Origin of the sequence: Leptospira ilyithenensis (assembly GCF_004771005.1) — a bacterium.
Lineage (GTDB): Bacteria > Spirochaetota > Leptospiria > Leptospirales > Leptospiraceae > Leptospira_A > Leptospira_A ilyithenensis.
This window is the reverse complement of sequence record NZ_RQHV01000050.1, coordinates 68120-93795: the sequence shown is the minus strand read 5'-3', so window position 1 is coordinate 93795 and position 25676 is coordinate 68120. Positions and strand designations below refer to the sequence as shown.

General features: G+C 41.4%; 29 protein-coding genes. 22 read left to right on the top strand and 7 right to left on the bottom strand.

Annotation, left to right across the window (positions count from 1 at the left end; genetic code table 11):
- Positions 1–17: 17 nt before the first annotated feature.
- Both EHS11_RS11710 and EHS11_RS11705 read right to left on the bottom strand, forming a co-directional pair.
- On the bottom strand, positions 18–2075 hold the full coding sequence (locus EHS11_RS11710) for a 7TM diverse intracellular signaling domain-containing protein (protein WP_135764598.1): 2058 nt from the start codon (positions 2073–2075) through the stop codon (positions 18–20).
- Positions 2076–2158: 83 nt separating this feature from the next.
- The gene (locus tag EHS11_RS11705) at positions 2159–2485 is read right to left on the bottom strand and encodes an LB_289 family protein (protein ID WP_135764597.1); all 327 of its coding nucleotides are present in this window, start codon (positions 2483–2485) and stop codon (positions 2159–2161) included.
- A gap of 128 nt (positions 2486–2613) precedes the next feature.
- On the opposite strand from EHS11_RS11705, the gene EHS11_RS20020 reads away from it, so the two are divergent.
- From EHS11_RS20020 to EHS11_RS11625, 16 genes are all read left to right on the top strand, one after another.
- Complete coding sequence (locus tag EHS11_RS20020; protein ID WP_210413679.1) at positions 2614–3066, top strand: LIC_11090 family protein; 453 nt, start codon at positions 2614–2616, stop codon at positions 3064–3066.
- 139 nt (positions 3067–3205) lie between these two features.
- Positions 3206–4144, top strand: coding sequence for an MbnP family copper-binding protein (locus tag EHS11_RS11695; protein ID WP_135764596.1), 939 nt, complete (start codon positions 3206–3208; stop codon positions 4142–4144).
- Positions 4145–4232: 88 nt separating this feature from the next.
- Positions 4233–5471 (top strand): MbnH family di-heme enzyme, encoded by a 1239-nt coding sequence (locus EHS11_RS11690; RefSeq protein WP_425460583.1) that lies wholly within the window; start codon positions 4233–4235, stop codon positions 5469–5471.
- Between the two features lie 45 nt (positions 5472–5516).
- Complete coding sequence (locus tag EHS11_RS11685; RefSeq protein WP_135764594.1) at positions 5517–6461, top strand: hypothetical protein; 945 nt, start codon at positions 5517–5519, stop codon at positions 6459–6461.
- A gap of 12 nt (positions 6462–6473) precedes the next feature.
- Positions 6474–7445 carry an LIC11086 family outer membrane transporter gene (locus tag EHS11_RS11680; protein ID WP_246047830.1) on the top strand — a complete coding sequence of 324 codons (972 nt, stop codon included), beginning with the start codon at positions 6474–6476 and terminating at the stop codon, positions 7443–7445.
- Positions 7446–7515: 70 nt separating this feature from the next.
- Positions 7516–8763 carry a crotonyl-CoA carboxylase/reductase gene (gene ccrA / locus EHS11_RS11675; protein WP_135764593.1) on the top strand — a complete coding sequence of 416 codons (1248 nt, stop codon included), beginning with the start codon at positions 7516–7518 and terminating at the stop codon, positions 8761–8763.
- A gap of 504 nt (positions 8764–9267) precedes the next feature.
- Complete coding sequence (locus EHS11_RS11670) at positions 9268–9696, top strand: VOC family protein (protein WP_135764592.1); 429 nt, start codon at positions 9268–9270, stop codon at positions 9694–9696.
- Positions 9697–9832: 136 nt separating this feature from the next.
- Positions 9833–10150: a nucleotidyltransferase family protein gene (locus EHS11_RS11665; protein ID WP_425460582.1), complete on the top strand. Its 318-nt coding sequence runs from the start codon at positions 9833–9835 to the stop codon at positions 10148–10150.
- Entirely contained in the window at positions 10143–10511 is a 369-nt protein-coding gene (locus EHS11_RS11660) for a HepT-like ribonuclease domain-containing protein (protein ID WP_135764590.1), read from the top strand. The genes EHS11_RS11665 and EHS11_RS11660 overlap by 8 nt, the downstream gene beginning before the upstream one ends.
- Before the next feature lie 264 nt (positions 10512–10775).
- Positions 10776–11090 (top strand): nucleotidyltransferase family protein, encoded by a 315-nt coding sequence (locus EHS11_RS11655; protein ID WP_135764589.1) that lies wholly within the window; start codon positions 10776–10778, stop codon positions 11088–11090.
- On the top strand, positions 11080–11430 hold the full coding sequence (locus EHS11_RS11650; RefSeq protein ID WP_135764588.1) for a HepT-like ribonuclease domain-containing protein: 351 nt from the start codon (positions 11080–11082) through the stop codon (positions 11428–11430). The genes EHS11_RS11655 and EHS11_RS11650 overlap by 11 nt, the downstream gene beginning before the upstream one ends.
- 313 nt (positions 11431–11743) lie before the next feature.
- Positions 11744–12058, top strand: coding sequence for a BrnT family toxin (locus tag EHS11_RS11645; RefSeq protein WP_167884422.1), 315 nt, complete (start codon positions 11744–11746; stop codon positions 12056–12058).
- The gene (locus EHS11_RS11640) at positions 12030–12311 is read left to right on the top strand and encodes a BrnA antitoxin family protein (protein WP_135764586.1); all 282 of its coding nucleotides are present in this window, start codon (positions 12030–12032) and stop codon (positions 12309–12311) included. The genes EHS11_RS11645 and EHS11_RS11640 overlap by 29 nt, the downstream gene beginning before the upstream one ends.
- A 209-nt stretch (positions 12312–12520) precedes the next feature.
- A complete protein-coding gene (locus EHS11_RS11635; RefSeq protein ID WP_135764585.1) occupies positions 12521–13531 on the top strand; it encodes a zinc-dependent alcohol dehydrogenase family protein in 1011 nt (336 codons plus the stop codon).
- A 15-nt stretch (positions 13532–13546) separates the two neighbouring features.
- Positions 13547–14353 carry an alpha/beta hydrolase family protein gene (locus tag EHS11_RS11630; RefSeq protein ID WP_135764584.1) on the top strand — a complete coding sequence of 269 codons (807 nt, stop codon included), beginning with the start codon at positions 13547–13549 and terminating at the stop codon, positions 14351–14353.
- A 180-nt stretch (positions 14354–14533) separates the two neighbouring features.
- Positions 14534–14941 (top strand): MAPEG family protein, encoded by a 408-nt coding sequence (locus EHS11_RS11625; RefSeq protein WP_135764583.1) that lies wholly within the window; start codon positions 14534–14536, stop codon positions 14939–14941.
- On the opposite strand, the gene crcB is transcribed toward EHS11_RS11625, so the two are convergent.
- Together crcB and EHS11_RS11615 are read right to left on the bottom strand one after the other, a co-directional pair.
- Positions 14934–15302, bottom strand: coding sequence for a fluoride efflux transporter CrcB (gene crcB / locus EHS11_RS11620; protein WP_167884421.1), 369 nt, complete (start codon positions 15300–15302; stop codon positions 14934–14936). The genes EHS11_RS11625 and crcB overlap by 8 nt on opposite strands.
- Before the next feature lie 27 nt (positions 15303–15329).
- Entirely contained in the window at positions 15330–16331 is a 1002-nt protein-coding gene (locus EHS11_RS11615) for an NAD(P)H-dependent glycerol-3-phosphate dehydrogenase (RefSeq protein WP_135764581.1), read from the bottom strand.
- A gap of 56 nt (positions 16332–16387) precedes the next feature.
- Between EHS11_RS11615 and EHS11_RS11610 the strand changes: the two genes are divergently transcribed.
- The 5 genes from EHS11_RS11610 to EHS11_RS11590 are packed head-to-tail and all read left to right on the top strand — an operon-like array spanning position 16388 to position 21351.
- Positions 16388–17068 carry a hypothetical protein gene (locus EHS11_RS11610; protein WP_135764580.1) on the top strand — a complete coding sequence of 227 codons (681 nt, stop codon included), beginning with the start codon at positions 16388–16390 and terminating at the stop codon, positions 17066–17068.
- Positions 17069–17074: 6 nt separating this feature from the next.
- Positions 17075–18079, top strand: coding sequence for a metallophosphoesterase family protein (locus tag EHS11_RS11605; RefSeq protein ID WP_135764579.1), 1005 nt, complete (start codon positions 17075–17077; stop codon positions 18077–18079).
- A gap of 1 nt (position 18080) precedes the next feature.
- Positions 18081–18455, top strand: coding sequence for a hypothetical protein (locus tag EHS11_RS11600; RefSeq protein ID WP_135764578.1), 375 nt, complete (start codon positions 18081–18083; stop codon positions 18453–18455).
- Complete coding sequence (recG, locus tag EHS11_RS11595) at positions 18455–20524, top strand: ATP-dependent DNA helicase RecG (RefSeq protein ID WP_167884420.1); 2070 nt, start codon at positions 18455–18457, stop codon at positions 20522–20524. The genes EHS11_RS11600 and recG overlap by 1 nt, the downstream gene beginning before the upstream one ends.
- 41 nt (positions 20525–20565) lie before the next feature.
- A complete protein-coding gene (locus EHS11_RS11590; protein WP_246047820.1) occupies positions 20566–21351 on the top strand; it encodes a M15 family metallopeptidase in 786 nt (261 codons plus the stop codon).
- Positions 21352–22015: 664 nt separating this feature from the next.
- Here EHS11_RS11590 and galE read toward each other — a convergent pair.
- Positions 22016–22984 carry a UDP-glucose 4-epimerase GalE gene (gene galE, locus EHS11_RS11585; protein WP_135764575.1) on the bottom strand — a complete coding sequence of 323 codons (969 nt, stop codon included), beginning with the start codon at positions 22982–22984 and terminating at the stop codon, positions 22016–22018.
- The gene (lpxA, locus tag EHS11_RS11580) at positions 22981–23787 is read right to left on the bottom strand and encodes an acyl-ACP--UDP-N-acetylglucosamine O-acyltransferase (RefSeq protein ID WP_135764574.1); all 807 of its coding nucleotides are present in this window, start codon (positions 23785–23787) and stop codon (positions 22981–22983) included. The genes galE and lpxA overlap by 4 nt, the downstream gene beginning before the upstream one ends.
- A 106-nt stretch (positions 23788–23893) precedes the next feature.
- Here lpxA and EHS11_RS11575 point away from each other — a divergent pair, with 106 nt between their 5' ends.
- Positions 23894–24238, top strand: coding sequence for an Hpt domain-containing protein (locus EHS11_RS11575; RefSeq protein WP_210413678.1), 345 nt, complete (start codon positions 23894–23896; stop codon positions 24236–24238).
- Positions 24239–24246: 8 nt separating this feature from the next.
- Here EHS11_RS11575 and EHS11_RS11570 read toward each other — a convergent pair whose 3' ends face one another.
- A complete protein-coding gene (locus tag EHS11_RS11570; RefSeq protein ID WP_135764573.1) occupies positions 24247–25653 on the bottom strand; it encodes a DUF6938 domain-containing protein in 1407 nt (468 codons plus the stop codon).
- Positions 25654–25676: the final 23 nt, after the last annotated feature.

The window sequence follows — 25676 nt, the reverse complement described above, 5'->3', positions numbered from 1 at the left end:
ATTCGGCACAGGGCTTTTCATACAATTTCAAATAGAATAAAAGTAATGTCATCTTCGGGTGACGTTGTTTTGATCCTGGTTCGGATATGATCTTCCATCATCTGATAAAGATTTGTAACCGGTTCACCCCATTTTTCCTGTAGCCATTTCAAAAGTTCTTTTTCTCCCGATCCGTCAGCAAAAGATTTGTTTCCTTTTTCATCTCTTTCCCATGTTTCCCAGAGTCCGTCCGTAAAAAGTAAAATCTTATCACCGATGGAAAGTTCATACACTTCTTCCGGATAAATCAGTTCTTTGGAAAATCCGATCAGCTTTCCTTTCGGGCGAATGGGCAAAATGATCTTTTCTTTGCATTTGAACCAATACAATGGAGGATGCCCTGCATTTGCTACTTTCAGTAATTTTTGATTCAGATCCAGATAAATGGCCGAGGCAGTAAGGAATTGGTTTTTGTAATTGCCAACTAACGACTGATTGATTCTTTCGAGGATTTTTCCCGGGCTACTGGCAAACTGGGTGGAGCTAGTGTAGGCGATTTTTAACATAGCGGCTTCAATTGCCGCAGGCACTCCATGGCCGGTTACATCTGCGATCAAACAACTGATTTCGGAATTTCCCAGATTGGCAATATCGTAAAAATCACCTCCTACGAGAGAGGCGGGGATATAACCTGCTTTGATTCGGATTCCATCCGGTTCGGGAATTTGTTGGGGGAGAGTCGATTCTTGAAGTTTTTGCGCTAAAACCAGCTCCTTTTGAAATGCGATTAACTTTTGTTTGTCGATTTCGGCCTTGATTTGAATTCTTTCTTTTTCTTTTCGAACCATGGAGATCCGATCTCCCAATCCGAAAGCCATCAGATTCACTTCGATTGCCATTGAGATTTGGAATGAATTTTCCGTGAAAACATTCACAGGAAGAAATCCCATATATTTCAAAAGGGATGCGATTCCTCCGACTATGACTACTAAAAATGCCAAAAAGAAAAATCGTGCAGGACGATAATGTTTTTTAAATGCAACGTAATAGGCAACGATCAATGTTAAAAATGCCAGAAACATGGAGAAGATATCCCCTGTTTCGTTCATGGAACGATAGGATAAAAAGGGAAGTAGTAATAAACAAATTACCGGGAAACACATTAGATAAATAAACAACTTGTAGGCGGTTGGTGAATTTTCCTTTAGGTTCATCATTGTAATGCACATGGGAAATATGGTGAGTAAAAAGATAAAATAAAGTATGTTGTGTAAGTTCCAGACAAAGTAGGGATGATTTTGCAAAAAGAAAAAAGGAAGATGTCCGTTGAGTGATAATTGGAACAAGGTGGAAGAAAAAACAAGATAGATTACGTAATAAATATAGGCTTTGTCTTTTACCAAAAAAAATACAAACACGTTGTAAAGAGTCATCACCCCGACAATTCCGAAATAGATGCCCTGAAGGATGTTGTCTTCCATTGCGAATTCATAAAAATCTTTTTCCTTTGCAATGTAGAGTGGAACGGACATGGAACTTTGCGTTCCCACTCGGATAAAGATGGTTCTTGTTTCACCCGGTGACAAGCTAACCAAATGACCAAACCCTCTGTATTTTACTTCTCTTGCGGAAAAAGGATAAAGCCTGCCTTGCGATTTTTTCCCCCAGGAATCATCCGAGTAAAGATCGTAAAAATCAATTTCATCTAACAACGGATATTTGATGAAAGCGATTATATTCGCCACAAAAGCCGAATTGTTTGAGAGATGAAAACAAAACCAATAATCCGATTCAGTGTTTCCAAAATTGGGAACTACACCGTTTGTATCCTTGAATACCAGATTTTTTTTGGAATCAATGATGGGTTGGATGCCCAATAAAGAATTGTTAGTACTGAAATACTTGAGATAGGGAGAAAGATCCAATTTCCCTTCCAGACTGTTCACTTCTAAAATGGTTTGAGATGGGCAGACTGGGCTTTGTGACTCTGCGATGATTGGAAGATGAAAAAAAAGAAAGCTAAAACCGAAAAACCAAATCCTTTTTAGAATCGACGAAGGTTGAAAACAATTCCTGGGTGTGTTTTTTGTATCCATGGTCGAAGAAGGCTTCTACATTAAATCAGAAGCCTTCCTTTGTAAATCTGTTTGTGGAATCAAAACAAGATTATACTTAAACTTTAAGTTGTGACAGGCTGAATGCCTGCAAGAATCCTTAGAGATTCGTATGCTTTGTCTTTTTGAGCTACTTTTGTTTTGTTCACTGCTTTTCGGATGATAACATCCCACTGTTTTTCAGGGTGTTCGCCTTTCATGTTTTCCAACATTTCCAGTACGTCCTCATCATCGCTCGCGTTGAAAATCTCTTCTTCGTCGTAACGAAAGAGACCAAATAAACCATCAATGTAGTCACCTACACTCATGCTTTCCTTTTGGCCTGGTGTGATTTTCTTTTTCTCCATTTTTCGCAGATCTCTTTCTCTGCGTTCTAATTCTGTGCGTTTCATGGTCTGGACCTCTTTCGAGTCTCTTTTCTTATTCTACAGCCATCATTTTGCGATGCCAACCCCCTGGACAGAAAAAAGCCTAAAAATTGTCTCGATTTCTAGCGGGGATCGGAGTTCTATGAGAAAGAATGTTGTTCCGGGCTCAACTTTCCCTTCTGATTGCCATGATTCTGCTTTTTCAGGCAATATTCCTGAACAGCGGCCTTCTCGGTTATTGTTTGGAAGACGGTGCGAAAATTTGCGAATGCAATCATGGATCTCGCAAAGAGCTTCATAAAAATCCGGAAGATGAAATGTTTTCCAAAGAAAGAGTGACCGTTTCTTCCCATGACGATCACAAACAGAGCACCAAAGTTTTGCCTAGCTGTCATTCTTCAAAGTCGGGAGAGACTCACCTTTGTTCTTGTAAAAAGAACAAATCCCAAGCGTCTGCTTTGCGAAATTTCCACCAAACGTGGAATTACCAAACAAACTCTTCCGAAGTTTCCATACGATATGATATTTTATTTTCTATCGTGATCCTTTCCGATATTCCAAAAGAAGGATTTGATCCTTCTCCTTTTTTCCCACCCAAAGCTTAAATCCGGGAAAGCCTTCGGGCTCTTGCCTGTGGAACACTAAATCCATTTCGCATTCATTGTGCACGAAAAGAAGTGCACAGTTTCCGTTTATTGTTTAGTTCAACTAACAAATTTAAGTTTTATTTTACTTCGAGGAAATATGAAAAAGTTATTATATATGATCAGTATTGCGATTTTCGTGTTCGCAAATTGCAAAGAAAAAGAGAAGTCGGATGATGCAACTAATCTGGGTTTGCTTGCGATCGTTGCGAATCTGGGTTCGGGAATTACGGAAATCCCGTTTCAAATGGTGGCGGGATCGGATACTGCACCAAAATGCAATCAACTGACCACAGGACATTCGGGTTCCGTAATGGATACAAAACATATCTCGGAAAGTATGAATTTTTACTTAAGAGATGCGAGGTTTTATATTCACGATGTAAAGCTTGTGAAAGCGGACGGGTCTACAGTTGATTTTACTCTAACTTCCGATAACAAATGGCAGACTTCCAAAGTAGCTTTTCTGGATTTTGAAGATAAAACAGGCGACTGTACGGGGACTACTGAAACAAATACCAGCATCAAAGGAACGGCACCATCAGGTAGTTATGTGGGCATTCAATTCAAAGTGGGTGTTCCTTTCGACTTGAATCATCTAAACAGTACGACTGCGGACGCTCCTTTGAATAATTCGGCAATGTTTTGGGCATGGGCATCCGGATATATTTTTATGAAGTTTGATTGGGTTACGAAAGACGGTGCTTCTACAAACGGAACTTTTCATCTGGGAAGCGGCGGATGCAATGGATCCGGTACCTCCATACTAACTACATCATGTACATACCCAAATCGCCCGACTGTTACAATCAAAACTTCCGGAAGCGTAGCTTGGAATCCTACTGCAAACCCTGTGTATTTCGATATAAAAAGTTTGGTTAGCGGGACAAATACGAATCCTAATAGCGGTGGTGCGGCACTTACCTGTATGGCAGGAAATACAACGGCGGCGTGTAAGACACTATTGAATAACGTCGGAGTAAATGAAACCGACGGAGCTACATTGACAGTGCAAAGTGCGTTTTATTTGAAACCTTAAAGGGAAACGGGGGAGAGGTTTTTACTTTTCCCCATTTAGTTTTTTATAATGTATTAATGTGGATGTTGATTATGGAACAGCCGTTATGCTGAGGTTTTTTATGAAATTATATAAAGTATTATTGTTATTAGGAATCTTGAATTTTACAAATGTTTGCGTTCCCGATTTTTTAGATCTCAAAAAATCAAAAGACGATAACAATCTATTGCTACTTGCCTTGGCTCTCAGCCAAGGTTCCGGTTGGGTTTGGAATTTGCCTCCCGGTTTTCCTATACCGACGGTTCCTTCGGAAAATCCGATGTCTCAGGCCAAGGTGGACTTGGGCAAGTTTTTGTTTTATGATAGTAAACTCTCGGCAAACGAATCCATGGCCTGCTCTTCCTGTCATTTCCAAAACCTGGCATTTTCGGATGGAAAGACAACTCCTTCGGGAATCACTTCGGAAGCACATCCGAGAAACGCGCAACAGTTAAGCAATGCGGCCTACCATCCCCGTCTAACATGGAGTAATCCCTTGTTGAAAACATTGGAACAACAAGCACGTGTTCCTATGTTTTCATTGGCACCTCCGGAACTAGGTCTTGCGAATGAAGATTATTTGGGAAAATTGAAATCCGATTCCAATTATCAAAAATTATTTTCCGCAGCGTTCGGAAACGGAGACTCTGCTGTTACCGAACAGAATGTACGGTTTTCATTGGCAAGTTTTCAAAGAACGATGATTTCCGGTTATTCTCCTTATGATAAGGCTACCAACGGAAACCGTTCCGCCATGTCTGCATCTGCAACCAGAGGGGCTAGTATTTTCAACGGGGAAGTCGCGGAATGTTTTCACTGCCACGGGGGATTCAATTTTACGGATACTACCCTTCATACAAAACAGACTTCGGAAGAGTTTGCATATCATAATAATGGAACTCATACACAGGCAGAATATCTTGCATTACCAATAAACAAACGTGGACTTGAAGAAATTACCTTACTTGCTTCCGATCAAGGAAAATTTAGAGCACCTAGTCTTCGTAATGTGGGAGTGACTTTTCCTTATATGCACGATGGAAGCATTATGTGTGATGATTCTGCGAATCCCGGACATCCGACCGGTGTGGCCAGTGGTGCTACTCTTGAAACTTGTGCACGCAATGCGCTTGGAAAAGTGATCGATCAGTATGTTGCGGGAGGAAAAGGGCATCCGAATGTCGACACCACTTTGATCCGCCCTTTCTCTTTGCAGCCTTCCGAAAAAACGGATTTGATCAATTTTCTTTTGGCATTGACCGATTCCGAATTTTTAACCGATTCCAAGTTTTCCAATCCGTTCCAATGATATGTTTTTTGAAGAGATAGTGAAAATCTGATAACAAATCATTCGATGACCAAACCCTATTTGAATACAATGCATAACAAACGATTTCCCTTTTTTTTCCTTCTTTCAGTATTATTCTCCAGTGGTTGCACATTCGGTTCCATTGGAGATGCGAACGCAGAAAAATTGACCATTCTTCAAAACCTATTGACCCAAATCAATGAAATCCGTACCAGCTTACAAAGCCAGGTGGTCTTGTATGATGATCAGTCGGATGATTCTCTCGGTAGATTCAATCTGATCAGCAATAACATTACCTATTCGATTACGGTTCAATCGGCAGTTTTGAAAATCGATTCGGGGAGTTATCGAATCAACCCCAGCAATCGGTTGTTTGGTTCTATAAATGCAAGCTCTTCTGTTTCCGTAAAAACACATACTCCTTATACGGTTCCTTTGGATTTGCCTACGACTGATCCGTATGGCAAATCGTATTCTTATATAGGTAGTTCCGTCTTGAATTCGTTTTTTACGGCGAATGCGCAGACGGATACGGGGTATGCCTATAGTGTTCCGAATTTAACAACCATTACAGATGCGCCGGTCGGGGTGGTATCACTTGTGTCCATGTCGATCCCGGAATGGTATTGGGATTTGCAGATTATACGTCAGAGCGATAATTCTATTATAAAAACGCAAATTTATCTGAAACCGGGAACAAAAATGATTTCTCCCAAATGCAGAATCCCTGTGGACGGTGCCCGTAAAACTCCCGTTCCCATTTCACTTCAGTATTCCAATATCTTCAAGGATCGGATCTATCTATCGCAGACTTATACTTTTTTACAGACTTTATTTGCCAACTATCCTAGTTTTATTGGGAGCACTTCCTCTCTTGTCATCGCCGAATTTTCCGCGACCGACTTATACAAGATCTTAAGTGACAATCTTTCAACGGAAGATCTGATCTTTTTTGTCCCCGGATGTTTTCCCAACGTAGAGTTGCGGTAAGGGAACATTTTAGTGAAACCAACTAACAACAATCAATCAAAAATCATTCCAATGAAATCCAGTTTTTCAAATTTACCTTTTTTTCTTTTCTTCTTTTTCATCGTTTTTGTTTTTTCCGGTGAAATGTCCGCTCATCACACAGGTTCGTCTGACAGTCCTAATGCGACTGCCCGATTCGTCGATCCGTTTACCGGAAAAAGAGAGAAACCTAGCAATTATTTGGTGATCACTCAGGATTATTACAAATCAACTAGAGAGAACAGCAATCTGTTCACAACGACCGCATTCGCTGAAATGAATTTTTTCGGAGGAAGGTTTGCGCTGAATGCCGCTGTTCCCTGGAATTATTATCAGCAAAGAAATCGGGAGGATGCGGCGAGAGTTGGGAAAAGCTACTTAGGTTTCAAATACCAACCTTTCTTTGATTTGGATAAATCTTATTTTTTTGTGATCGAAGGGTCGGTAGGATTTCCTTCCGGCCCAGATACGGATCGTTTTACCGGAGGAAATTATTATGCCGGTGCCGGTTATCTGAAGTTAGGTTATCTCTACGAAAAATGGTCGTTTGTTACCAAGCTCGGTGGCCTCCAACCTTTGACCCGTCCACAACCGAACAATCTCCAGGACAACGACGGGATTCCCTATTGGTTGCGACTTCCGTCCGCGACTCCACCTACGCCGGAGTATGAATTCAAAAAAACGGCAATTCTTTCCGCCTACGTTACTTATTATTTGATGCCTGAGATTTCCATATTTACAGGGATCTTATACCGCAATCCTTATAACGGAGTGGACTTCTCAGCTAGCAAGGATAAGCTGAACCCTCAGTATTTTACGGAAGGGTCTCTCGGGTTTTCGTGGAATTTTTCGGAAAAATACAACTTCAACGTAGCTTATAGATACCCGTTTCAGAGGGATCGGGACTACAGACTCTATCATTCCGCCTGGACATTTGCCTTTTCCATGGAGTGGGGAAGCGATTGACAGTAAGAGCCGGATTTCTACTCTGCAAGGAAATCGCTTAAAATAGAGAAATCCATAAAAAGGTAATCACATGAGTAACGTTGAAATCGTACCAGTTGGAGAACTTCCACCAGTAGGAGTTGTGCCGAAAAAAATGCACGCACAGGTCATTCGTCCGGAGCGTTATGGGGAACCAACCAAGTCCTTTCAAACAGAAGTAATCGATGTTCCCGAAATTGCACCTAACGAAGTGCTAGTTGCCGTTATGGCGGCAGGTGTAAATTATAATAACGTATGGGCCGCCCTCGGATATCCTGTCGATGTCATCGGTGCCAGAAACAAAAAAGGCGAACCGGAAAAATTCCATATCGGCGGATCGGATGCATCCGGTATCGTTTATAAAGTCGGATCGGAAGTCAAAAATGTCAAAGTAGGCGATGAAGTTGTAGTTCACTGTGCGATGTGGGACCCGAAAGACCCTTGGGTGGTTGCCGGAAAAGATCCTATGTTCGCTCCGAGCCAAATCATTTGGGGATATGAATCCAACTGGGGATCTTTCGCGCAATTTTGTAAAGTACAGGATCATCAATGTTTGCCTCGCCCTCAGCATCTGACTTGGGAAGCTTCCGCAGCATATATGTTAGTTGCTGCTACAGCATATCGCATGTTACATCATTGGAAACCGAACGATGTTAAACAGGATGACGTAGTTCTCATCTGGGGTGGTGCCGGCGGACTCGGTGCTATGGCAATCCAAATCGTAAAGGCAGCGGGCGGAATTCCAATTGCAGTCGTATCTTCCGATGACAAAATCGATTTCTGTAAAAACCTTGGCGCTGCAGGTGTGATCAACCGTAACAAGTTCAAACATTGGGGTGCGATTACATCCGAGATCAACAAACCGGAAGTATTCGGTCAATGGACCAAAGATGCGCGCGAGTTCGGTAAAGCGATTTGGGACATTGCAGGCAAAGGCAAAAACCCTCAAATCGTTTTCGAACATCCGGGCGAAAGCACTCTTCCTACTTCCACATTTGTTTGTGAAACCGGCGGTATGGTCGTGATCTGTGCGGGAACATCCGGTTTCAATGCAACGTCTGACCTTCGTTATCTGTGGATGAGACAAAAACGTCTGCAAGGTTCTCATTTCGCGAACGACGATAATTGCCGCGACCTGAACAATCTTGTGATTCAAAAGAAAGTCGATCCTGTTCTTGCAAAAACTTACGAGTTCAACCAAACGGGGGAATGCCATCAGTTGATGCGGGAAAACAAACACCCAGCAGGAAACATGTCAATCCTTGTCGGAGCAAAAACCACAGGACTTGGGTCTAAATAAACGTTCGATGCTTCGGGCTCCTGTGCGCGTGACATCCTGTCACGACGCACGAGCTTCGACCGTCCTGGCCTCGCCACCGCCGGAAGCATCTCACTTGTTTTTAAGAGTAGAATACATTGATGAATTTTTAATTGTCTGAGGGCGCCTCTCCCACAGATCGATCGGAGATTCACCTTTAATACATTAGGTGGGAGACCGGGCTCTTCCGCGACTCCGCATCCGCTTCGGTCCTTCGGACGGTGACCTGGCGGTCTCCTCGCTCCGATCCCTGGTGCTTTGAGATCATCCTAGGCGAACGGTAAAGAAAGGAAATTTTTAGAATACTATCCCCGCCCTATCGACATTGGGAGGGGTGAACCACCCGCCACCCAATGCTTTCCATTTACCACAAATGGATTTTTTTGACAACGCTCTCTTTAATTCTGTCCTTTTTTTTATAAATTTGTTCGCCTTTTTGCCTCTTTGACTTTACTCATACCGATTTGATTCAAGATATCTCTTACCATGAAACAAAAACTGAACCTAATCACATTAGGAGTATCCGACTTACAAAAGTCCCTGCTATTTTATGAACAAGGCCTCGGCTGGAAAAAATCAAGCGCTAGTCAGGAATCTGTCGCCTTTTTTCAGTTAAATGGCCTGGTGTTGTCCTTGTTTTCAAGAGAAGCTTTGGCGGAAGATGCCCACCTTAGCGCAGAGGGAACCGGGTTTTCCGGAATCACCATCGCTTATAATGCAGCCAGCGAAAAAGAAGTGGACGAAGTGATTGAAAAGGTTCGTTCTCTTGGAGCAAAGATTCTAAAAACCCCGCAGAAAGTTTTCTGGGGCGGATACAGCTCCTACTTTGCCGATCCGGACGGACATATTTTCGAAGTGGCGCACAATCCTTTTTTTCCTTTGAACGAAAAGGGAGAGGTCGTATTACCGGACTAATTTGCTAAACGCATATTAAGAGTTAAGCGCCATTGAGCATATTTTTACGAAAAATATGAAAAAATCTGTCGTTTCTCCTTTCAGGAACGCTATATTAAGGAAGATTCACAAATCCAATTATTGACTTTTCGCTCTAATTCAAGATAATTTACATATGAAGGTAGAAAGCAGGCAAGAATTGATTCAAACGCTTTCTGATGTTAAACCAAAGCTCGAATCTGATTTTGGGGTTTTGCAGATTGGTATTTTTGGATCCTTTGCGAAAGACAAAATTAATTCAAATAGTGATGTAGACATCTTCGTCGATTTAAAAAATCCCAATTTTGACTCTCTGGCCGGACTTCAAATCTTCCTCGAAAATCTTCTTGAAAGAAATGTCGATTTAATTAGAAAAAGAAATCTGATTAAACTCTCTTTCTTGAAGCGCATTCAAAAAGATCTTATTAATGTCTGAAGAAATTAAAGAAAGATTCGAATTTATTACTGAATCCATTCTTCTTATTGAAACTAGATTTAAAAAAATTAAATTCCCTGATGATTTCATAAATTCTGACGAAGGTTTAACCATTCTCGACTCCATTGCTATGAGGCTTCAAACCATCGGCGATAATATAAAGTCCATCGTTAAAATTGACTCTAATTTCCTAAAAAATTATTCCAGCACTGATTGGGAAAAAATTATGAAAATGAGAGATGTCATTTCTCATCATTATGAAGGTCTTGATCACGAAATTATCTTTAATATCTGTAATGAGAAGTTGGATAATCTAAAAACTACCGTTAATCTTATTCTAAAACAACTCAACGGCGCATAACTACGCCTTACCGCTACGCTGCGGGATTCACTCCGTTCACCCTTGCTCGGGCTGAAGCCACATTGTCCTCCGTCACGTTTCTTGCTTAGCAAGAAAACGCGCCGACGCTAACGCCTGCATCGCAGGCTCAGCTACGGACAACGTCGGTAAGGCTAGTTCGTTATGCGAAATCGCTGTAAAATGAGTATAAAATACCTTAAAAAATTAAAAAAACGAGAAAAGTCCTTCGCTTGACTTTTGAAGATTTATCAAGAAATTTGAAATATGATCGCCGTCGATTCTTTAGATAAAACAAGCATTCAGCAATCTTTACGAAATCATAAAGAAGAGCTACATTCTTTGGGCGTTCAGGCTATTTACATTTTCGGCTCAGTCGCAAGAAAAGAGGCACAGCCAAATAGTGATATTGACTTTCTTGTTACTTTCAAATCCGGGATGAAAAATTTTGATAATTATATTAATCTTACTTTCTTATTAGAAGATTTGTTTGAAGTGAAAGTCGACCTACTTACTTCTGATTCTATTGCCGGTTCTATCAAACAATCTATTGAAAATGAGTCTATTTTAATTGAAGTCTGATCTAGATTACATTAATCACATTTATGGAGAAATTCTTTTCTTAAGAGAAGAGTTCAATAAAATAAACAAAGACTCTTTCTTAATTAATAATGTTCTTAAACGTGCTTTTGTTAGAAGTATTGAAATTATTGGGGAAGCTTCAAATAAACTTTCTGATTCTTTTAAAAAGAAATACCCGGATCCCGAATGGAGAAAATTTGCGGCAACTAGAAACCACCTTGTTCATGGATACTTTATTGTAGATTATGATATAGTTTGGGATCTTGTTGAGAATAAAATTCCTACCCTTTACTTACAAATTGCAGAAATCATTGAGAAAGAAAAAACTCTCTTCGATTAACCACAGCGACTTCGTATAACCACGCCTTACCGCTACGCTTCGGGATTCACTCCGTTCACCCTTGCTCGGTCTGCGACACATTGTCCTCCGTCACGTTCCTTGCTTAAGCAAGGAAACGCGCCGACGCTAACGCCTCCTCAGAGAGGCTCAGCTACGGACACCGTCCGTAAGGCGCTAGTTCGTTAAGCGAAATAGAGGTAATGTATGCCTCAGGACATTGGTAATACTTTTGTATAAAAAATACCAAAGGGGGAATAAAATAAGGAAAAATTAATTGATTCAGTAATAAATTCTGTATATATTAGAAATATACATGAAACTGCCTGATTTCTCCTTAATTGAAGGTTTCGAGTGGGATAATGGGAATATTGATAAAAATTGGATTAAACATAAAGTTAAACCAGGAGAAATTGAAGAAATTTTCTTTAATGAACCTATACTTATTGCACATGATGAAAATCATTCCGAAAGAGAAGTAAGATTTGCTGCCTTAGGAATTACTAACTCTTCGAGAAGGCTATTCGCTGTTTTCACTGTACGTAATAATAAAATTAGAATTATTTCTGTCAGAGATATGAGTAAAAAAGAGAGAAAAGTTTATGAAAACTATCAAAAAGAAAATCCCTAAATTCAAATCTACTGACGACGAAATTGAATTTTGGGATAAAAATGAAGCTACTGATTTTTTCGATTTTCAAAATCCGGAGAGAATAACATTCCCTAACCTTAAACCTTCTACTAAAATGATCTCTCTCAGATTGCCTGAAGCTTTATTAGAAAGACTTAAAACCTTAGCGAATAAAAATGATGTCCCTTATCAATCGCTCATCAAAATTTTACTTTCAGAAAAAGTGAATGAAGAATTTAAGAAAGTCGGTTAAATACCTCTACTTCGCATAACTACGCCTTACCGCTACGCTGCGGGATTCACTGCGTTCACCCTTGCTCGGGCTCCGACACTAACGCCTTCTTCGAAGGCTCAGCTACTGACAACGTAGGTAAGGCTGGTTCGATCGTCGAGTTAGCTCTTCTCTCAAATCTCATTGACAAGGAAAATCAAAAATTTTTATTTTAGTAACCGAATCTTTCTATGAAACAAATCCAACTTTCCTCTTTCGGAATTGAAAATCTCAAATTAATAAATACTCCCTTGCCTGGCAAACCAAGCAAGGGAGAAGTGCTTGTCCGGATGCGTGCAGCTTCTTTAAATTTTCGGGACAATCTGGTCATTACAGGCAAATACAATCCCAAATTTCCCACTCCTATGGTTCCTTGCAGTGACGGAGCAGGCGAGGTAATTGAAATCGGAGAAGGAGTAAGTGAGTTTCATGCGGGAGATCGGGTATTGGCTACATTTGCCCCACACTGGATAGCCGATAAGGCAACTCATCAGGAGATGAGATACACGTTAGGTGGTCCTATTGACGGAACACTTAGGGAATACATTTTATTTCCCGAATCAGGGCTTGTTAAAATGCCAAAACATTTAAGTTTTGAAGAAGGTGCGACATTGCCTTGTGCGGCTCTTACTTCTTGGTCCGCCTTTCATGTTTACAGTCGTTTGGTGGCAGGAGAAATAGTTGTGATCCAAGGAACGGGAGGAGTCTCTCTCTTCGGATTGCAGTTTGCCAAGCTCTCCGGTGCAAAAGTAATTTTGACTTCTTCCAGCAATGAAAAAATAGAAAAGGCAAAATCTTTGGGAGCTGATTTTTGTATTAATTACAAAGAGACACCTGATTGGGGAAAGGAAGTTCGCAATCTAACGGAAAAAAACGGAGCTGACCATATTGTAGAGGTAGGAGGGGCGGGAACTTTGGAACAGTCGATCGCCGCCTGCCGACCGTTTGGTGTGATTCATTTGATCGGTATTCTCGCCGGACGTTCCGGAGAATTGAATCTACTTCCTGCCGTGATGAATAATATCAAAATCCAAGGAATTGTTGTGGGTGGGCGTAAGGCGTTTCAAGAAATGAATCGAGCCATTGAATCTGGCGGATTGAAGCCTGTTGTCGATAGAATTTTTCCTATGGAAGAAACAAGAGAGGCGTTGGATTATTTGAAATCGGGCTCCCATTTTGGAAAGATTGTGATTTCCATTTGAGCCGTACCACCAACTTTGAACCAACTTGAAATTTTAACATCCGGATCTACGGATCCGAAAAAGCTCCTATTGATCTGGCCGTCTACCGGAGGAAACGCGCGTTCCTTTCGTTTGAAAGAATCCGAACTTGCAGCGAAAGACTACGCCATCATTCGATACAATCCCCCTTCTCACGGGAATTCCGGTGGAACTTATAACCCACAAACAGCAGTTAAAGATATTCTTGAGTTTTTGAAATTAAAAAATTGGATACATCTTCCCACGATTGGGATCGGACATAGCGGAGGAGGGGCAGCACTTCTGATGATGGAAGATCGAATTAACTTTAGCGGCCGTTATCTTTTATCTCCCATTCTGGATAGCAGATTGAGTCTTTTTTATTTATATGAAAAGGGAAACATCAGACAGTTTTTGGATTTGTTGATGACTGATGAAAAGTCGAGTGACTTGAAAAAAGAAACGATCTTATTGCAAAATGAACTAACACTTCGAACACTTGGCAGTTCCGATTGGTTGGAATCGGGAGAAGTGGATGGTTTGGATTTTCCCGTTCTCAATTCTAAGATTCGTTTTTCCAGATTGAGTCTCTTTCTTCGGAATTTGTTTTTACCCGGTTTTGCAGTGAACGATTCTTTATCAGAGGCAAAAAAACCGGTTAAGATTTTTCTTCCTACTTCTGACGATTGGTTCCCTATATTCAAAACCGTTGAGACTGCGAAACTTGCCGGTATCAGCACAGAAACCATTCCTTCTGCAAAAGATCATTTTTTCACCGGTTCTTGGATTTCCGTTTGGACCCGGATCAAATCCGAAATTTTATAAATCAATTATATTCATCAATGATGAATGAATAGAATCCCTCGAAAGGATATAAATTTTTCTTTTCATCTTTTGGAAATCCATTATACTTTAGCTCGATTCTAAACATCTGATAAAGTATTCTTTTTGAAAATGGAATACTCGCCGGATGTATGAATTCAAAAGGAATCAAGTAAACAACATATGAATCTAGAGATTATCTCCCTCCTTCTTTTTGTTATCTGGACGATCGGACTCGGCTTAAGTTTGGTCGGTTATCGAACCGTTCAAGTATTACTCGGAAAAAAACAATCCAATGAATTTCCTGCAGGCATCCAACACGGACCGGAACGTTATTGGAGACTCAACCGTGCACATGCCAACTGTCTGGAAAATCTGCCGATTTTCGCTACTATTGTAATCGTTGCGACATTGACAGGAAGTGCGGACAATGTGTTCGGAAATGTTACTTTGGTTATAATCGGTGCAAGAGTCTTCCAATCGGTCACTCATATTATCTCAGGTTCCTCTCGGGCAGTCGATATCCGTTTTACGGCTTACGTCACACAGGTAGTCTGTTTTGCATTTTTGATTTGGAAGATTTTTACTTAGTTAGTTGATAGCCGGCGTATCCGGCGAAAATGCAGACGGATACACTGGTTATGATATAAAGTGCCGGAATGGAAAACGAATTGGATTCAATCAGTTTTACATTTTCAAAAGCGAATGCGGAGAAAGTTGTGAATCCTCCGCAAAAACCCGAAGTTAATAATATTCTGGTTTGTGGATTCATCCAACTGCGGCTTTCTCCCCAGCCGTAAAAGATACCGATGAGTAAAGAGCCGAGCACATTGACTACAAATGTTCCCAAGAAAAAGGATTTCATCTGATGATTGATCATTGTGCTTAAGGCATATCTACCCATTGTTCCGAGAAATCCCCCCAGGCCGATGAGTAAAATATCTTTAAACATAAACATCCGCGTTTAAAAAATCAGATTTTAAACCCCTTCCCGTTTCAGATCCCTTCCCATCAGATCTTTCACCACTTCTTTAGGGTCTTTGTCTTCGTATAACATTTTGTAGACTTCGCCGGTGATCGCCATCTCCACTCCCAGTTTGTCGGCTAGATTTTTTGCAGACTCGGTGGTTTTGACTCCTTCCGCGACTTCATTCATTGATCCTAAAATATCTTTTAATTTTTCGCCTTTGCCCAAACGAAAACCTACCGTTCTGTTACGCGATGCTTCTCCGCAACAAGTGAGAACCAAATCCCCCATCCCGGCGGGACCTAGAAAAGTCATCGGATCCGCGCCCATCTTCAATCCCAGTCTGGTGATTTCATTTAACCCGCGTGTTATGAGGGCCGCCCTTGTATTTTGGCCGAAACCCAATCCGTCGGCAACTCCCGCAGCAATGGCGATAACGTTTTTCAAAGCACCTCCGACTTCCACTCCCACCACATCGGGAGTCCAGTAAGTGCGAAAATATTTGAAACTGAATATTTCTTGAACTCGTTTTGCAGTGGCTTCATTTTTAGAGGCAATGGAAACGATGGTCGGGACTTTGCGAACCATCTCTTTGGCAAAACTGGGACCGGAAAGATAGGAAAGTTGAGAATGAAAGGAACCGGGCAATTCCGATTCGAAGATTTCGGATACAAGGCGGAGGGTTTCGTTTTCAATTCCTTTGGATGCTGAAACGATCGGGATTTTTTTAGGAATATGGTCTTTGATTTCCTTTAAAATCCCGCTCAAAGCATGGGAAGGGGGTGCCGAGACGATCATATCTTTGTCTTTGACAACTTCAATGAGATCCGTACTCGCTTTAAGCAGGTCCGGCAAAACCAAATCCGGCATATGTTTGTTGTTGATATGGTTTTCATTGATGGACTTTGCCTGATCCGGATTGCGAGTCCAAAGAATCACATTATACCCTTTATCCGCAAGGATGCTACCTAGTGCGGTGCCAAAACTTCCCGAGCCAATTACTCCGATCTTCATGAGTTCAGTATCTTAAATCTGCTTTCCAAAAAGGCAATAGAAAATAATTTTAAATTATGCTTTTAACGGATCTCTTCCGTTTCAATCCTTTGAACCTACTCTTGCCACAAAAAGTGGTTCCAAAGAGTAATTATAAAGTCACGCTCTTATTGAAAAACATAAGAACTGTCATTCGGACTGAAATCATCGACCAAGAACCGGACCTGGAAACCTTGGAAATAACATCTGCTAACGGGGAGATTATCCTGACGGGAGTTTATCTGATGGGCTGGCTTTGGGTTGCCCGTTTTCTCGGTGTGGAAGCCATCCATTACCGGGTAAGATTGAAACCTGTCCTTGTAAAAGACAATAAGGCTCACTGTAAAATCATCGGGTATCGGGTTTGGGATACGAAACCGAGGCGTTTTGATTTTGTAAGATGGTTTGGAAAGGTGGAACCGTTTCACAAAAAGAAAGTACTAGATTCAATTTTAAAATCATCTCCCCATCTCCTATCTCTAACAAGCCTTCAATGGGAAATTCGAATCAACCTGAGATATTTTTTGGAACTTGTTCCATCCATTGCGGGAAATATTGAAATCCAATATCTCGTCGCAGACAATTCTGAAATTTATTTCTTTGTACGTTCGGGAACTATTCTGAAACCGCTTGTGGATTTTTTCGGGCCTGAGTATGTAAAGATTGATTATATAGAAGAAGATAGAGATGTTCCTCTGCTTCTCTGGGGAAAATCGTAAAATTTTATGAAGATCATCTACTTAACGGATATTCATGATGGTCTTCACGGGTTAAAAGCCATATTGCAGAATACGGAAGCCGATCTTTATTTGTTTTCAGGCGATATCATTTACAAAGCCTTCTTTTCTTACGATCGCATCATTGATTTTTGCGGAGTTCAGGAAGAGTTGTATTATCTGTTAAATGAAAAGAAAGACGATATCACTCCTTATGATTTTACAACCAAGGCGATCCGTTTCCCTGAAAAATACGATGCGGCGATAGTGGAAAAATCGCATACTTACCGTCATCTTTATCAAATCGCCGCAAAGACAATGAAGGACAAATACGAGATCATTGAAAAGCTAATTCGCAAATATGCAAAGTCGCCTGTATACTGTTTGCCGGGGAATTACGATCTGGATCTCCAATACACCGAGCTTTACGAAAGAGACATCCATCGTAAAAATTTTGAATTTAAGGGTTTGAAATTCTCCGGTTATGGAGGAGCACCTGTTTGGACTTCCGGGATTCCGGAAAAACTAGCCGTTGTTTTTCATGAATACACCAAACATGGCAAAAATTATAGCGAACCCGAAGATTTTTTTCGTGAAGAAGAGCCTGATATTTGTGTGATTCACAATCCTGCTTACGGATTTTTAGATAAAATTCCCGGTGTGGGAAATATTGGAAGTCAGGGGATTCGCAGATATTTGGACGATTATTCCCCGTCTCTCGTGGTTTCAGGTCATGTGCATGAAGACCAGGGTGTAGTAAAAAAAAGGGGGACCGTTTATCTGAATCCATCTAACTTCGGTCCGGTGGACTCCGTTCATGGTTTCCAGGAAGGCGGGTATTTTGCGGAAATATTCATAGAAGATAAAATAGTAATTCAAACCAATCTTTGCCAAACAACAGACGAAGGCTGGAATCAGTTGATTGAAGTGGACTGTTCGGAAAAAAATCTCAAATTGATCCGCCAAAACCCGATTTCCAAAGTCAGCTCAGAAGATTTTATACGCGAGAATTGATATGGTAACATTTGTTACTATTTGTGGTGTTCTGTTTACGATTGGTTTTTTTCTCTATGCGCTTTCTGCCGTAGACAACCGTTCTTTGGACAAAAAGGAAAAAATACGAAAGGCAAAAGACGATCTATTCCGCGGGGCCGATCCTAAAAAAGTATACTCAAAAGATTGGAACCCCGATGTTCCAAGACCTCGCCTTTGCCCTGTTTGTGGAACATTGCTCCGCAAAGATGAGTTTTTATATGCGGCCATTTCCAGCCAAATCAATTCGGAAGGCAAAAAACAGGCACAAATCTACGGATGCAAATACTGTTATCTGCAATTGGAACAGGACTCCGGTTCAATTCATAATAAACCGGAAGAACAACCGGAACTCTGATGGGGAAAATAAATTTAGACGAGAGTATTACTTCGATCAAAGGGATCGGTCCCAAAAGATTGGAAGTTTTAAAATCGCATGGAATAGAAACCTACGGCGATCTTCTCACGACTTATCCTCGTCGTTATCTGGATCGGAATTTTACAAAGGACATCATTCTCAAACAGGGTGATGTTGTGACACTACTCGGATCCATCTCGGATTCTTATCTGGTTCACGGCAGAAAATCCAGACTGATTGTGGGATTTCGTACTCAAAACAATGAACGGGTGAATCTGGTTTTTTTTCGGGGGGTCAATTTTTTTAATAAACTGCTTACCGTTGACCGTAAGTTAGTTGTTTCCGGAAAATTGGAATACTTCAAAGGTTATCAGATTTTACATCCTGAATATGAGTTGTTAACCGACGGACATGAAGATGAAAACGATCTATTGCATGTGGGAAGGATCATTCCTCTTTATCCTTCTACGGAAGCTTTGAAAGAAGAGGGTTTTGATTCGAAAGGATTCCGAAAAGCGATCGATTCGATTTTGAAACAGGGTGCCATTCCTGAAAATTTGCCGACCAAAGTCATAAAAAAAAGAAATCTTATGAATCGGGATGAGGCCATCAGGATCATTCATTTTCCGGAAACAATGGAGTCCATTCAACCGGCCAGACAAAGATTCGCCTATGAAGAGTTATACTACTTTCAGTTGTTGCTGTTGTACAAACAAAAGGAAAGAGAAAAAGTCAAACGTGTACTTTGGCCTTTGCCGAAATCCAAAAGTGCCGAAAGCCTTTTGAAAAATCTTCCTTTTTCTCTGACAGAAGATCAGAAGAATGCTGTTGACAGCATCTTAAAATCCACTAAGAAAGACGCTCCTTTGGCGGCTCTCCTTCAAGGGGATGTGGGATCGGGCAAAACGATCACCGCATTACTCATTGCACTTCATTATATTGACAATAGCATACAAACGGTCTTTCTTGCTCCTACCGAGATTTTAGCCAGACAACATTTCGAAACTATTTACAAGTTTTTGGGAAATATGCCGTTCCTCGGTATTGAACTTTTGCTAGGTGGCGAAAATAAAAAGACCAGAGCGGAAAAGTTGGCAAGGATTAAAAACGGAGAATCTTCCTTGGTTGTGGGAACTCATTCCTTGTTTCAGGACGATGTTCAATTTGCAGATCTCGGACTCGTCGTAATTGATGAACAACATAAATTCGGAGTCGATCAAAGGGAAACGATCCGATCCAAAGGAAAAAATCCCGACATTCTGGCGATGACCGCGACTCCCATTCCCAGAACGCTCTGTTTGACTTTGTACGGGGATTTGGAATTGGTAAATATCCGTTCCAAACCTGCCGGACGTAAACCGATTGATACCAGATGGTACAAAGAAGACCGCCGAGCAGGTGTTTATAATTCCATTCGAAAGTATGTAAAAGAAGGAAGACAATGTTATATCGTTTATCCTTTGGTAGAGGATTCCGAAAAATTGGATTTGGAATCTTGTACCAAAGCGCACGAGGAATTGAGTAAGGATATTTTTTCCGATTTGAAAGTGGGACTCTTGCACGGAAAGATGAAGAGCGCCGAAAAAGATACTGTTATGGCTGCTTTCAAACAGAATAAAATTCAAATTTTAGTAACGACAACCGTTGTGGAAGTAGGAGTGGATGTTCCCAATGCAACCATACTCGTGGTGGAACATGCGGATCGATTCGGAATCTCCCAATTGCATCAGTTGCGGGGACGAGTGGGAAGAAGTGATCTGGAAAGCTATTGTATTTTGATGACGGGAAATTATATCAGTGACGATGCTATGGAACGTTTGAACGCGCTTGTAAATTCTAATGACGGTTATGCGCTTTCCGAAAAAGATTTGGAAATCAGAGGGCCCGGTGAATTATTAGGCGTAAAACAAAGTGGACTTCCCGAATTTAAAATTGCCGATTTGGTGCATGATCGCAATTTACTTGAGGATGCAAAAAAAGATGCAACGGAATTTGCAAACGGAGATGATACGGAAAAATGGGAAATCCAATCTCGTTTTCAAGAAGGCAAATTTTTATTTGCGAATTGACTCCCAAACTGTTTTGAAATATGTTTCGTCTAAGGATTTTTATGTATAAAGTTTTGGTGTTCATCGTATTTTTCATTTGTATTTCTTGTGGAGATCCGTCCGTTCAGTCCCAGCCGCAACAAATTGAAAATTTATATTTGGGCGTGGAAAAAGAATCTTATCTTACCGGGAAATTCAATTCTCTGAATATACTTTCCGAGGTTCAACCGGATGACACTTCAAAAGATCATTATCTCAGACCGGAAGTAAAAAAAGCATTTTTAAAAATGATCACAGCCTTCGAAGAAAGCAAACCTTCTGCTTACAAACAGCATATCTTTCTTGTATCTTCGTTTCGAAATTTTTCCCATCAGAAGGGAATTTGGGAGTCAAAGTATACCGGCAAGAAAGTTATGCGGGAACCTATCAAAGACAAAACTCCCGAAGAGATCATTTCTCTTATCTTGGAATTTTCGAGTGCACCCGGCACTTCAAGACACCATTGGGGAACTGATTTTGATATCAATGCATTAGAAAATTCTTATTTTGAAAATTCGGGTAAGGGCAAGGTTCTTTACGATTGGATGAAAGAGAACGCTTCCAGATTCGGATTTTGCCAACCTTACAATGAATTGGCGAAACGCGGAGGAAAAGGATACCATGAAGAAAAATGGCATTGGTCTTATGCTCCTATCTCCAACAGATTGCAAAAAGAATGGGTAAAATCTTTTCGGGAAAAGAAGATCAATCTTGCCGGTAGTTTTTTTGGCGCTGCTGTATTGGGTGATCGCGCAATCGATTATGTTCAATCCATCAATGCCGATTGCGCGGGCATTTCTATCCCTTAAACTAAACACAATGGCGCCTCCCACTTCGTGGGACCCGGCTTTTCGCTTCAATCAAACGGAAAACAAATCACGCTCTTTTTCGCGGAACATTCTGTTCCGACGAAAAAGCTTCGGCCATCCTGGCCTTCGCCACCGCGAGATGTGTTCTCCTTGTTAAAGAGTGAATATATGTTCATGATTTCCGCTGCAATCCGTGGCGGATAGAATACGGATGTGACATAGTTTTCTTGGGGAATCGATCGAGCCCCCTCCCTTTTTAGGGTTGGGGGGTGAGGGTCGTGGGCTGCAAATAACCGCCTAACATAAATTCCCTATTCCTTCGATCCCAATCCTATTCATTGCAAAATTTTTTCCAAAAAGTTCGCCTTTTTGCCGAATCGTCCCGCGCCAGCGATCGCAGCGGAAATCAAACGGAAAACATTCCCCGCTCTTTTTCGCGGAACATCCTGTTCCGACGAAAAAACTCCGGCCATCCTTGGCCTCCGTTACCGCGAGAATTGCTTTCCGTATTTAAGAATGGATCAACTTTACTTGTTTTACGTCTGATTGAAGCGAAGAGCGCGGTCGTGTAACAAACAAAAACTGGAAATTGAAAAAAATACGAGGCGCCAAAACATTGTTAGCACCTCTTATTTTGTATATTCAGTTTGAAGTTTAAATTTTACTAAAGGTTTCGGTACAATTCCCACATACTGGAAAGAAGGGTATCGGCATCGCTGTAGATGGGTTTCCAGCCTAGTAGAGATCTTGCTTTTGCGGAAGAGGCGAGTAGCTTTGCCGGATCACCTGCACGTCTTCCGACGATTTTGTGGGCGATCGGTTTTCCGACTACCTTTTCAGCAAGATCCGCCATTTCTTTGACGGAGTAACCTGATTCAGATCCGAGATTGACCGTCAAACTTTGATTAGTTTCCATGATTTGTTTCAATGCCAATACATGAGCAGTGGCAAGATCGGATACGTGGATATAATCCCTAACACAAGTTCCGTCAGGAGTATCGTAATCATCTCCGTAAATTTCGAATCCTTTGCGCAGCCCGGAAGCGACTTCCATAATGATTGGCAAAAGATTCGCCGGAGCTTTTTCGATTCCTCGAACCCTTCCTTTGGTATCGTAGCCTGCTGCATTGAAATACCGTAAAGAAGCGGACTTCAGACCTTTCAATTGGTCAAACCAACGTAAGTTTTCTTCGATACAGAGTTTCGTATAGCCGTAGTAATTCTCAGGAGATAGAGGATGTTTTTCATCCAAAGGCAGATACTGAGGAGTTCCGTAAACCGCTGCAGAAGAGGAAAATACTATGTATTTGCAGTCATTCTCTAACATAGCGGATATTAGTTGGAAAGTCCCGTTTAAGTTGTTGAGCGTGTATTTTGACGGGTTGGTCATGGATTCACCCGCTGCCTTCCATGCTGCAAAATGAAAAACAGCATCTACAGGACGGGAGAAAATTTCTTTTAGGACATTCGGATCCTGGATATGACCGTTGATGAATTCGTTTCCGGGAAACAGATTGGCTTCGTTTCCATTTGCCATATCATCCACAACCAGGATGTTATGGCCAAGTTCCATCAGTTCTAAAACAATATGGCTTCCAATGTAGCCGGCACCACCAGTTACAAGAACCCTCATTCTTCCGAACCACCACCGCCTATGGCTCTATGGTCGGTTACACCACGTTTGCCCGATTCAAAAAATTCGATGATGTGTTTTACTTCCTGGATCGGGTTGGTCTCTTTTTTGAGTTCGATTAATGCTTGTTTTGTGTTGAGGCCGCTGTGATAGATGGTTTTGTATGTTCTTTTGATCGCATTGCGAACATCGGAAGAAAGTCCCGCTCTTTTCAAACCGACGGAGTTGAGTCCGATGACTGTTGCAGGATTTCCGTCAATCGTACAATAAGGAGGAACATCTTTCACTACTTTCGCAAGACCGGCAATCATGGAATAATCTCCCACTCTTGCAAATTGATGCACACCTACAAGACCTGAGATAAATACCTTGTTTCCTACTTCAACATGGCCTGCGAGCATACTGCTTTGTACAATGATATTATTGTCTCCCAAGATCACGTCGTGAGCAATATGGATATTTCCCATTAGGAAGTTATCATTCCCAATCTTGGTTGATCCGTTTTCTTTGGTTCCTCTGTGGAAAACGCAATTTTCCCGAATCGTATTATGATCGCCTATCTCAAGATAGGTTTTTGTTTCAGGTTTGAACCCTAAGTCCTGAGGGATTCCGCCTAGTGCAACACCGGAATAAATTTTGTTGAATTTGCCGATATGTGTGCCTGAATAAATTCGGACGTTGGAATCAAGAACCGTTCCCTCTCCGATTTTTACGTCTTTATCAATAACGCAAAACGGACCTACTTCCACGGATTCGTGGAGCTCTGCTTTTGGATCAATGATCGCTGTGGGGTGAATCTTCATGTAAGATCAGAAAAAACTCCTCCAAGACAACTGCAAAGGATTTTTTAAAAAGTAATTTACAACTGAGTTCTCAAGGGAATTAAATGAGTAGCAAACGGAGTGCCAATTGAACGTTGACTGGTCCAGAATAGAATCCCTAGTTGATATTAATGATCCGGAAGATCAAGCATGGCTTAAGGACATGATTGTTTCCTTATTGGAAAACATGACTGTTCGAATGCAAAATCTAACTGAATTGGTTCAATCCAAAGAGGCAAAAGAACTCCAAGCCGAGCTCCACCAAATCAAAGGTGTTGCTGCCAATTTCGGTCTTGCCGCCATGTCCAAGTTGGTGGTGGAAGCGGAGGCAAAAGTCAAAGAGGGTGATATAGAAGGATCTGTTTCGCTTTCCATTCAAGTTCCTCCTGTTTGGGAAGAAACCAAAAAAGAATTACAGGCCAAGTTTAAGTAGCTCCTCTCTTATTTGAGGAACTTTTCCGCCATCTCGACAGCCACCTTGCTTCCGTTATAGATTCCGTCTTCCGAACTTTTGATCACTCTTTCGTTCATCCGCAAAAGCGGCTCTTCCGAAGAAGCAAAGATTCCCAACAGATCTGCCGCATGTTCCGGTTCCCTGCATTCCACGGTTCCTTCTCCCAGTTCCAAAGAACGGGCTACGGAACCGGCCTCGTGGTCTCCTACTCTTCTGATAAATAACTTGGGAATCGGATAAAATGCAAGTTCAGAAGGTTTTGTTACCAATACATCCGCGAGTCGGATCAGTTTTTCCGTAGCTGAAAACGCTTCCGTGTGATTGGAAAAATTAAACAAAACGATTGAAGCCAGTTTGTCCTTTTCTTCTTCTTTAAAAGAAGATGTGTTGATGAATTTTTTCAGGTCCTCCCAATTTAAAACGGATTCATAAGGGATTTTTTCCGAGTTCAGATAAGACTCCAGGCTGTTCAGTACTTTATTATGATCCCCGGTATTGATCCAAAAATAACATTTTTTATCCAATAGCCTACTCTTTGTTAAATGGATTAACTCTTTGATATACCCTTTTTGTGCTCCGGCTCCCCCAATCGGAATCAAAAACCGTCTTTTTCTTTTATAAGTAATTCTTTTGATCCGTGTTTCAGAATCGGTGATCGCGTTTTTAGCGATGTCCTCCGAAACCCAATGTCCTGCAACGGAAAGATTTTCCTTCGGAACTCCCATCTCCAGGAATTTCATATAGGAAGAAGGACTTTGTACTAAATTAAGCGCACCAGGGACAAGCAAATAGTATTGAGGATGGTTATCACAGATCAGGTGGATGACTTTCTTAAATCCGGAAGCCACGGCAATCTGTCCGTTGAGCGGGTGTGTGGAAATGACAGGACTGTCTTTGGGAAGAGAGGACATTATGTTTTTATAAGAATCTGCGAGAGAACAGGATAACTCGAGTGAGGTGAGATTTCCTTGTTTCAAAAATTGACCCCATGCCCATTCTGCGGCACCGCCTAAGTCGGTGGAAAGTCTGCTCAGATAACTATAGGAATTGTCTATGTCCGAAATCGCCCGTGCTTCATTGGATTCGATCGCAAGTAAGTCGTGGAGATAAGTGGGAATTTTTTTAGCGAGAGAGTGGGAGTATACTGACAAAGCCATTCTGTGGTGCCCGTATCCCATTCGGATAGAGCCAACAATAAGACCGGTTTCTACGGACGATTTTCCTTTGGTACCTATGAGTCCGAGGCCGGGATAAAGGGGAGAATTTTCAAATCTTAAAGGAATTGGCTGGCCCGGAAGGATCGAGTATTTTTTTCGAAGAATGGTAGAGACAAGCCCAGTCATTTGTTTTGATAAAAAGCCTGTGCTCAAACCGAAAAGAGGTTCCTCGTTCATGCAGGGAAGGCTAAACGTTAAGT

What these genes read in the sequence shown, in the direction of transcription:
- EHS11_RS11710 (WP_135764598.1), bottom strand. Translation starts at nt 2,075, where the DNA reads ATGGATACAAAAAACACACCCAGGAATTGTTTTCAACCTTCGTCGATT.
- EHS11_RS11705 (WP_135764597.1), bottom strand. Translation starts at nt 2,485, where the DNA reads ATGAAACGCACAGAATTAGAACGCAGAGAAAGAGATCTGCGAAAAATG.
- EHS11_RS20020 (WP_210413679.1), top strand. Translation starts at nt 2,614, where the DNA reads ATGTTGTTCCGGGCTCAACTTTCCCTTCTGATTGCCATGATTCTGCTT.
- EHS11_RS11695 (WP_135764596.1), top strand. Translation starts at nt 3,206, where the DNA reads ATGAAAAAGTTATTATATATGATCAGTATTGCGATTTTCGTGTTCGCA.
- EHS11_RS11685 (WP_135764594.1), top strand. Translation starts at nt 5,517, where the DNA reads ATGACCAAACCCTATTTGAATACAATGCATAACAAACGATTTCCCTTT.
- ccrA (WP_135764593.1), top strand. Translation starts at nt 7,516, where the DNA reads ATGAGTAACGTTGAAATCGTACCAGTTGGAGAACTTCCACCAGTAGGA.
- EHS11_RS11670 (WP_135764592.1), top strand. Translation starts at nt 9,268, where the DNA reads ATGAAACAAAAACTGAACCTAATCACATTAGGAGTATCCGACTTACAA.
- EHS11_RS11660 (WP_135764590.1), top strand. Translation starts at nt 10,143, where the DNA reads ATGTCTGAAGAAATTAAAGAAAGATTCGAATTTATTACTGAATCCATT.
- EHS11_RS11655 (WP_135764589.1), top strand. Translation starts at nt 10,776, where the DNA reads ATGATCGCCGTCGATTCTTTAGATAAAACAAGCATTCAGCAATCTTTA.
- EHS11_RS11645 (WP_167884422.1), top strand. Translation starts at nt 11,744, where the DNA reads ATGAAACTGCCTGATTTCTCCTTAATTGAAGGTTTCGAGTGGGATAAT.
- EHS11_RS11640 (WP_135764586.1), top strand. Translation starts at nt 12,030, where the DNA reads ATGAAAACTATCAAAAAGAAAATCCCTAAATTCAAATCTACTGACGAC.
- EHS11_RS11635 (WP_135764585.1), top strand. Translation starts at nt 12,521, where the DNA reads ATGAAACAAATCCAACTTTCCTCTTTCGGAATTGAAAATCTCAAATTA.
- EHS11_RS11625 (WP_135764583.1), top strand. Translation starts at nt 14,534, where the DNA reads ATGAATCTAGAGATTATCTCCCTCCTTCTTTTTGTTATCTGGACGATC.
- crcB (WP_167884421.1), bottom strand. Translation starts at nt 15,302, where the DNA reads ATGTTTAAAGATATTTTACTCATCGGCCTGGGGGGATTTCTCGGAACA.
- EHS11_RS11615 (WP_135764581.1), bottom strand. Translation starts at nt 16,331, where the DNA reads ATGAAGATCGGAGTAATTGGCTCGGGAAGTTTTGGCACCGCACTAGGT.
- EHS11_RS11610 (WP_135764580.1), top strand. Translation starts at nt 16,388, where the DNA reads ATGCTTTTAACGGATCTCTTCCGTTTCAATCCTTTGAACCTACTCTTG.
- EHS11_RS11605 (WP_135764579.1), top strand. Translation starts at nt 17,075, where the DNA reads ATGAAGATCATCTACTTAACGGATATTCATGATGGTCTTCACGGGTTA.
- EHS11_RS11600 (WP_135764578.1), top strand. Translation starts at nt 18,081, where the DNA reads ATGGTAACATTTGTTACTATTTGTGGTGTTCTGTTTACGATTGGTTTT.
- recG (WP_167884420.1), top strand. Translation starts at nt 18,455, where the DNA reads ATGGGGAAAATAAATTTAGACGAGAGTATTACTTCGATCAAAGGGATC.
- EHS11_RS11590 (WP_246047820.1), top strand. Translation starts at nt 20,566, where the DNA reads ATGTATAAAGTTTTGGTGTTCATCGTATTTTTCATTTGTATTTCTTGT.
- galE (WP_135764575.1), bottom strand. Translation starts at nt 22,984, where the DNA reads ATGAGGGTTCTTGTAACTGGTGGTGCCGGCTACATTGGAAGCCATATT.
- lpxA (WP_135764574.1), bottom strand. Translation starts at nt 23,787, where the DNA reads ATGAAGATTCACCCCACAGCGATCATTGATCCAAAAGCAGAGCTCCAC.
- EHS11_RS11570 (WP_135764573.1), bottom strand. Translation starts at nt 25,653, where the DNA reads ATGAACGAGGAACCTCTTTTCGGTTTGAGCACAGGCTTTTTATCAAAA.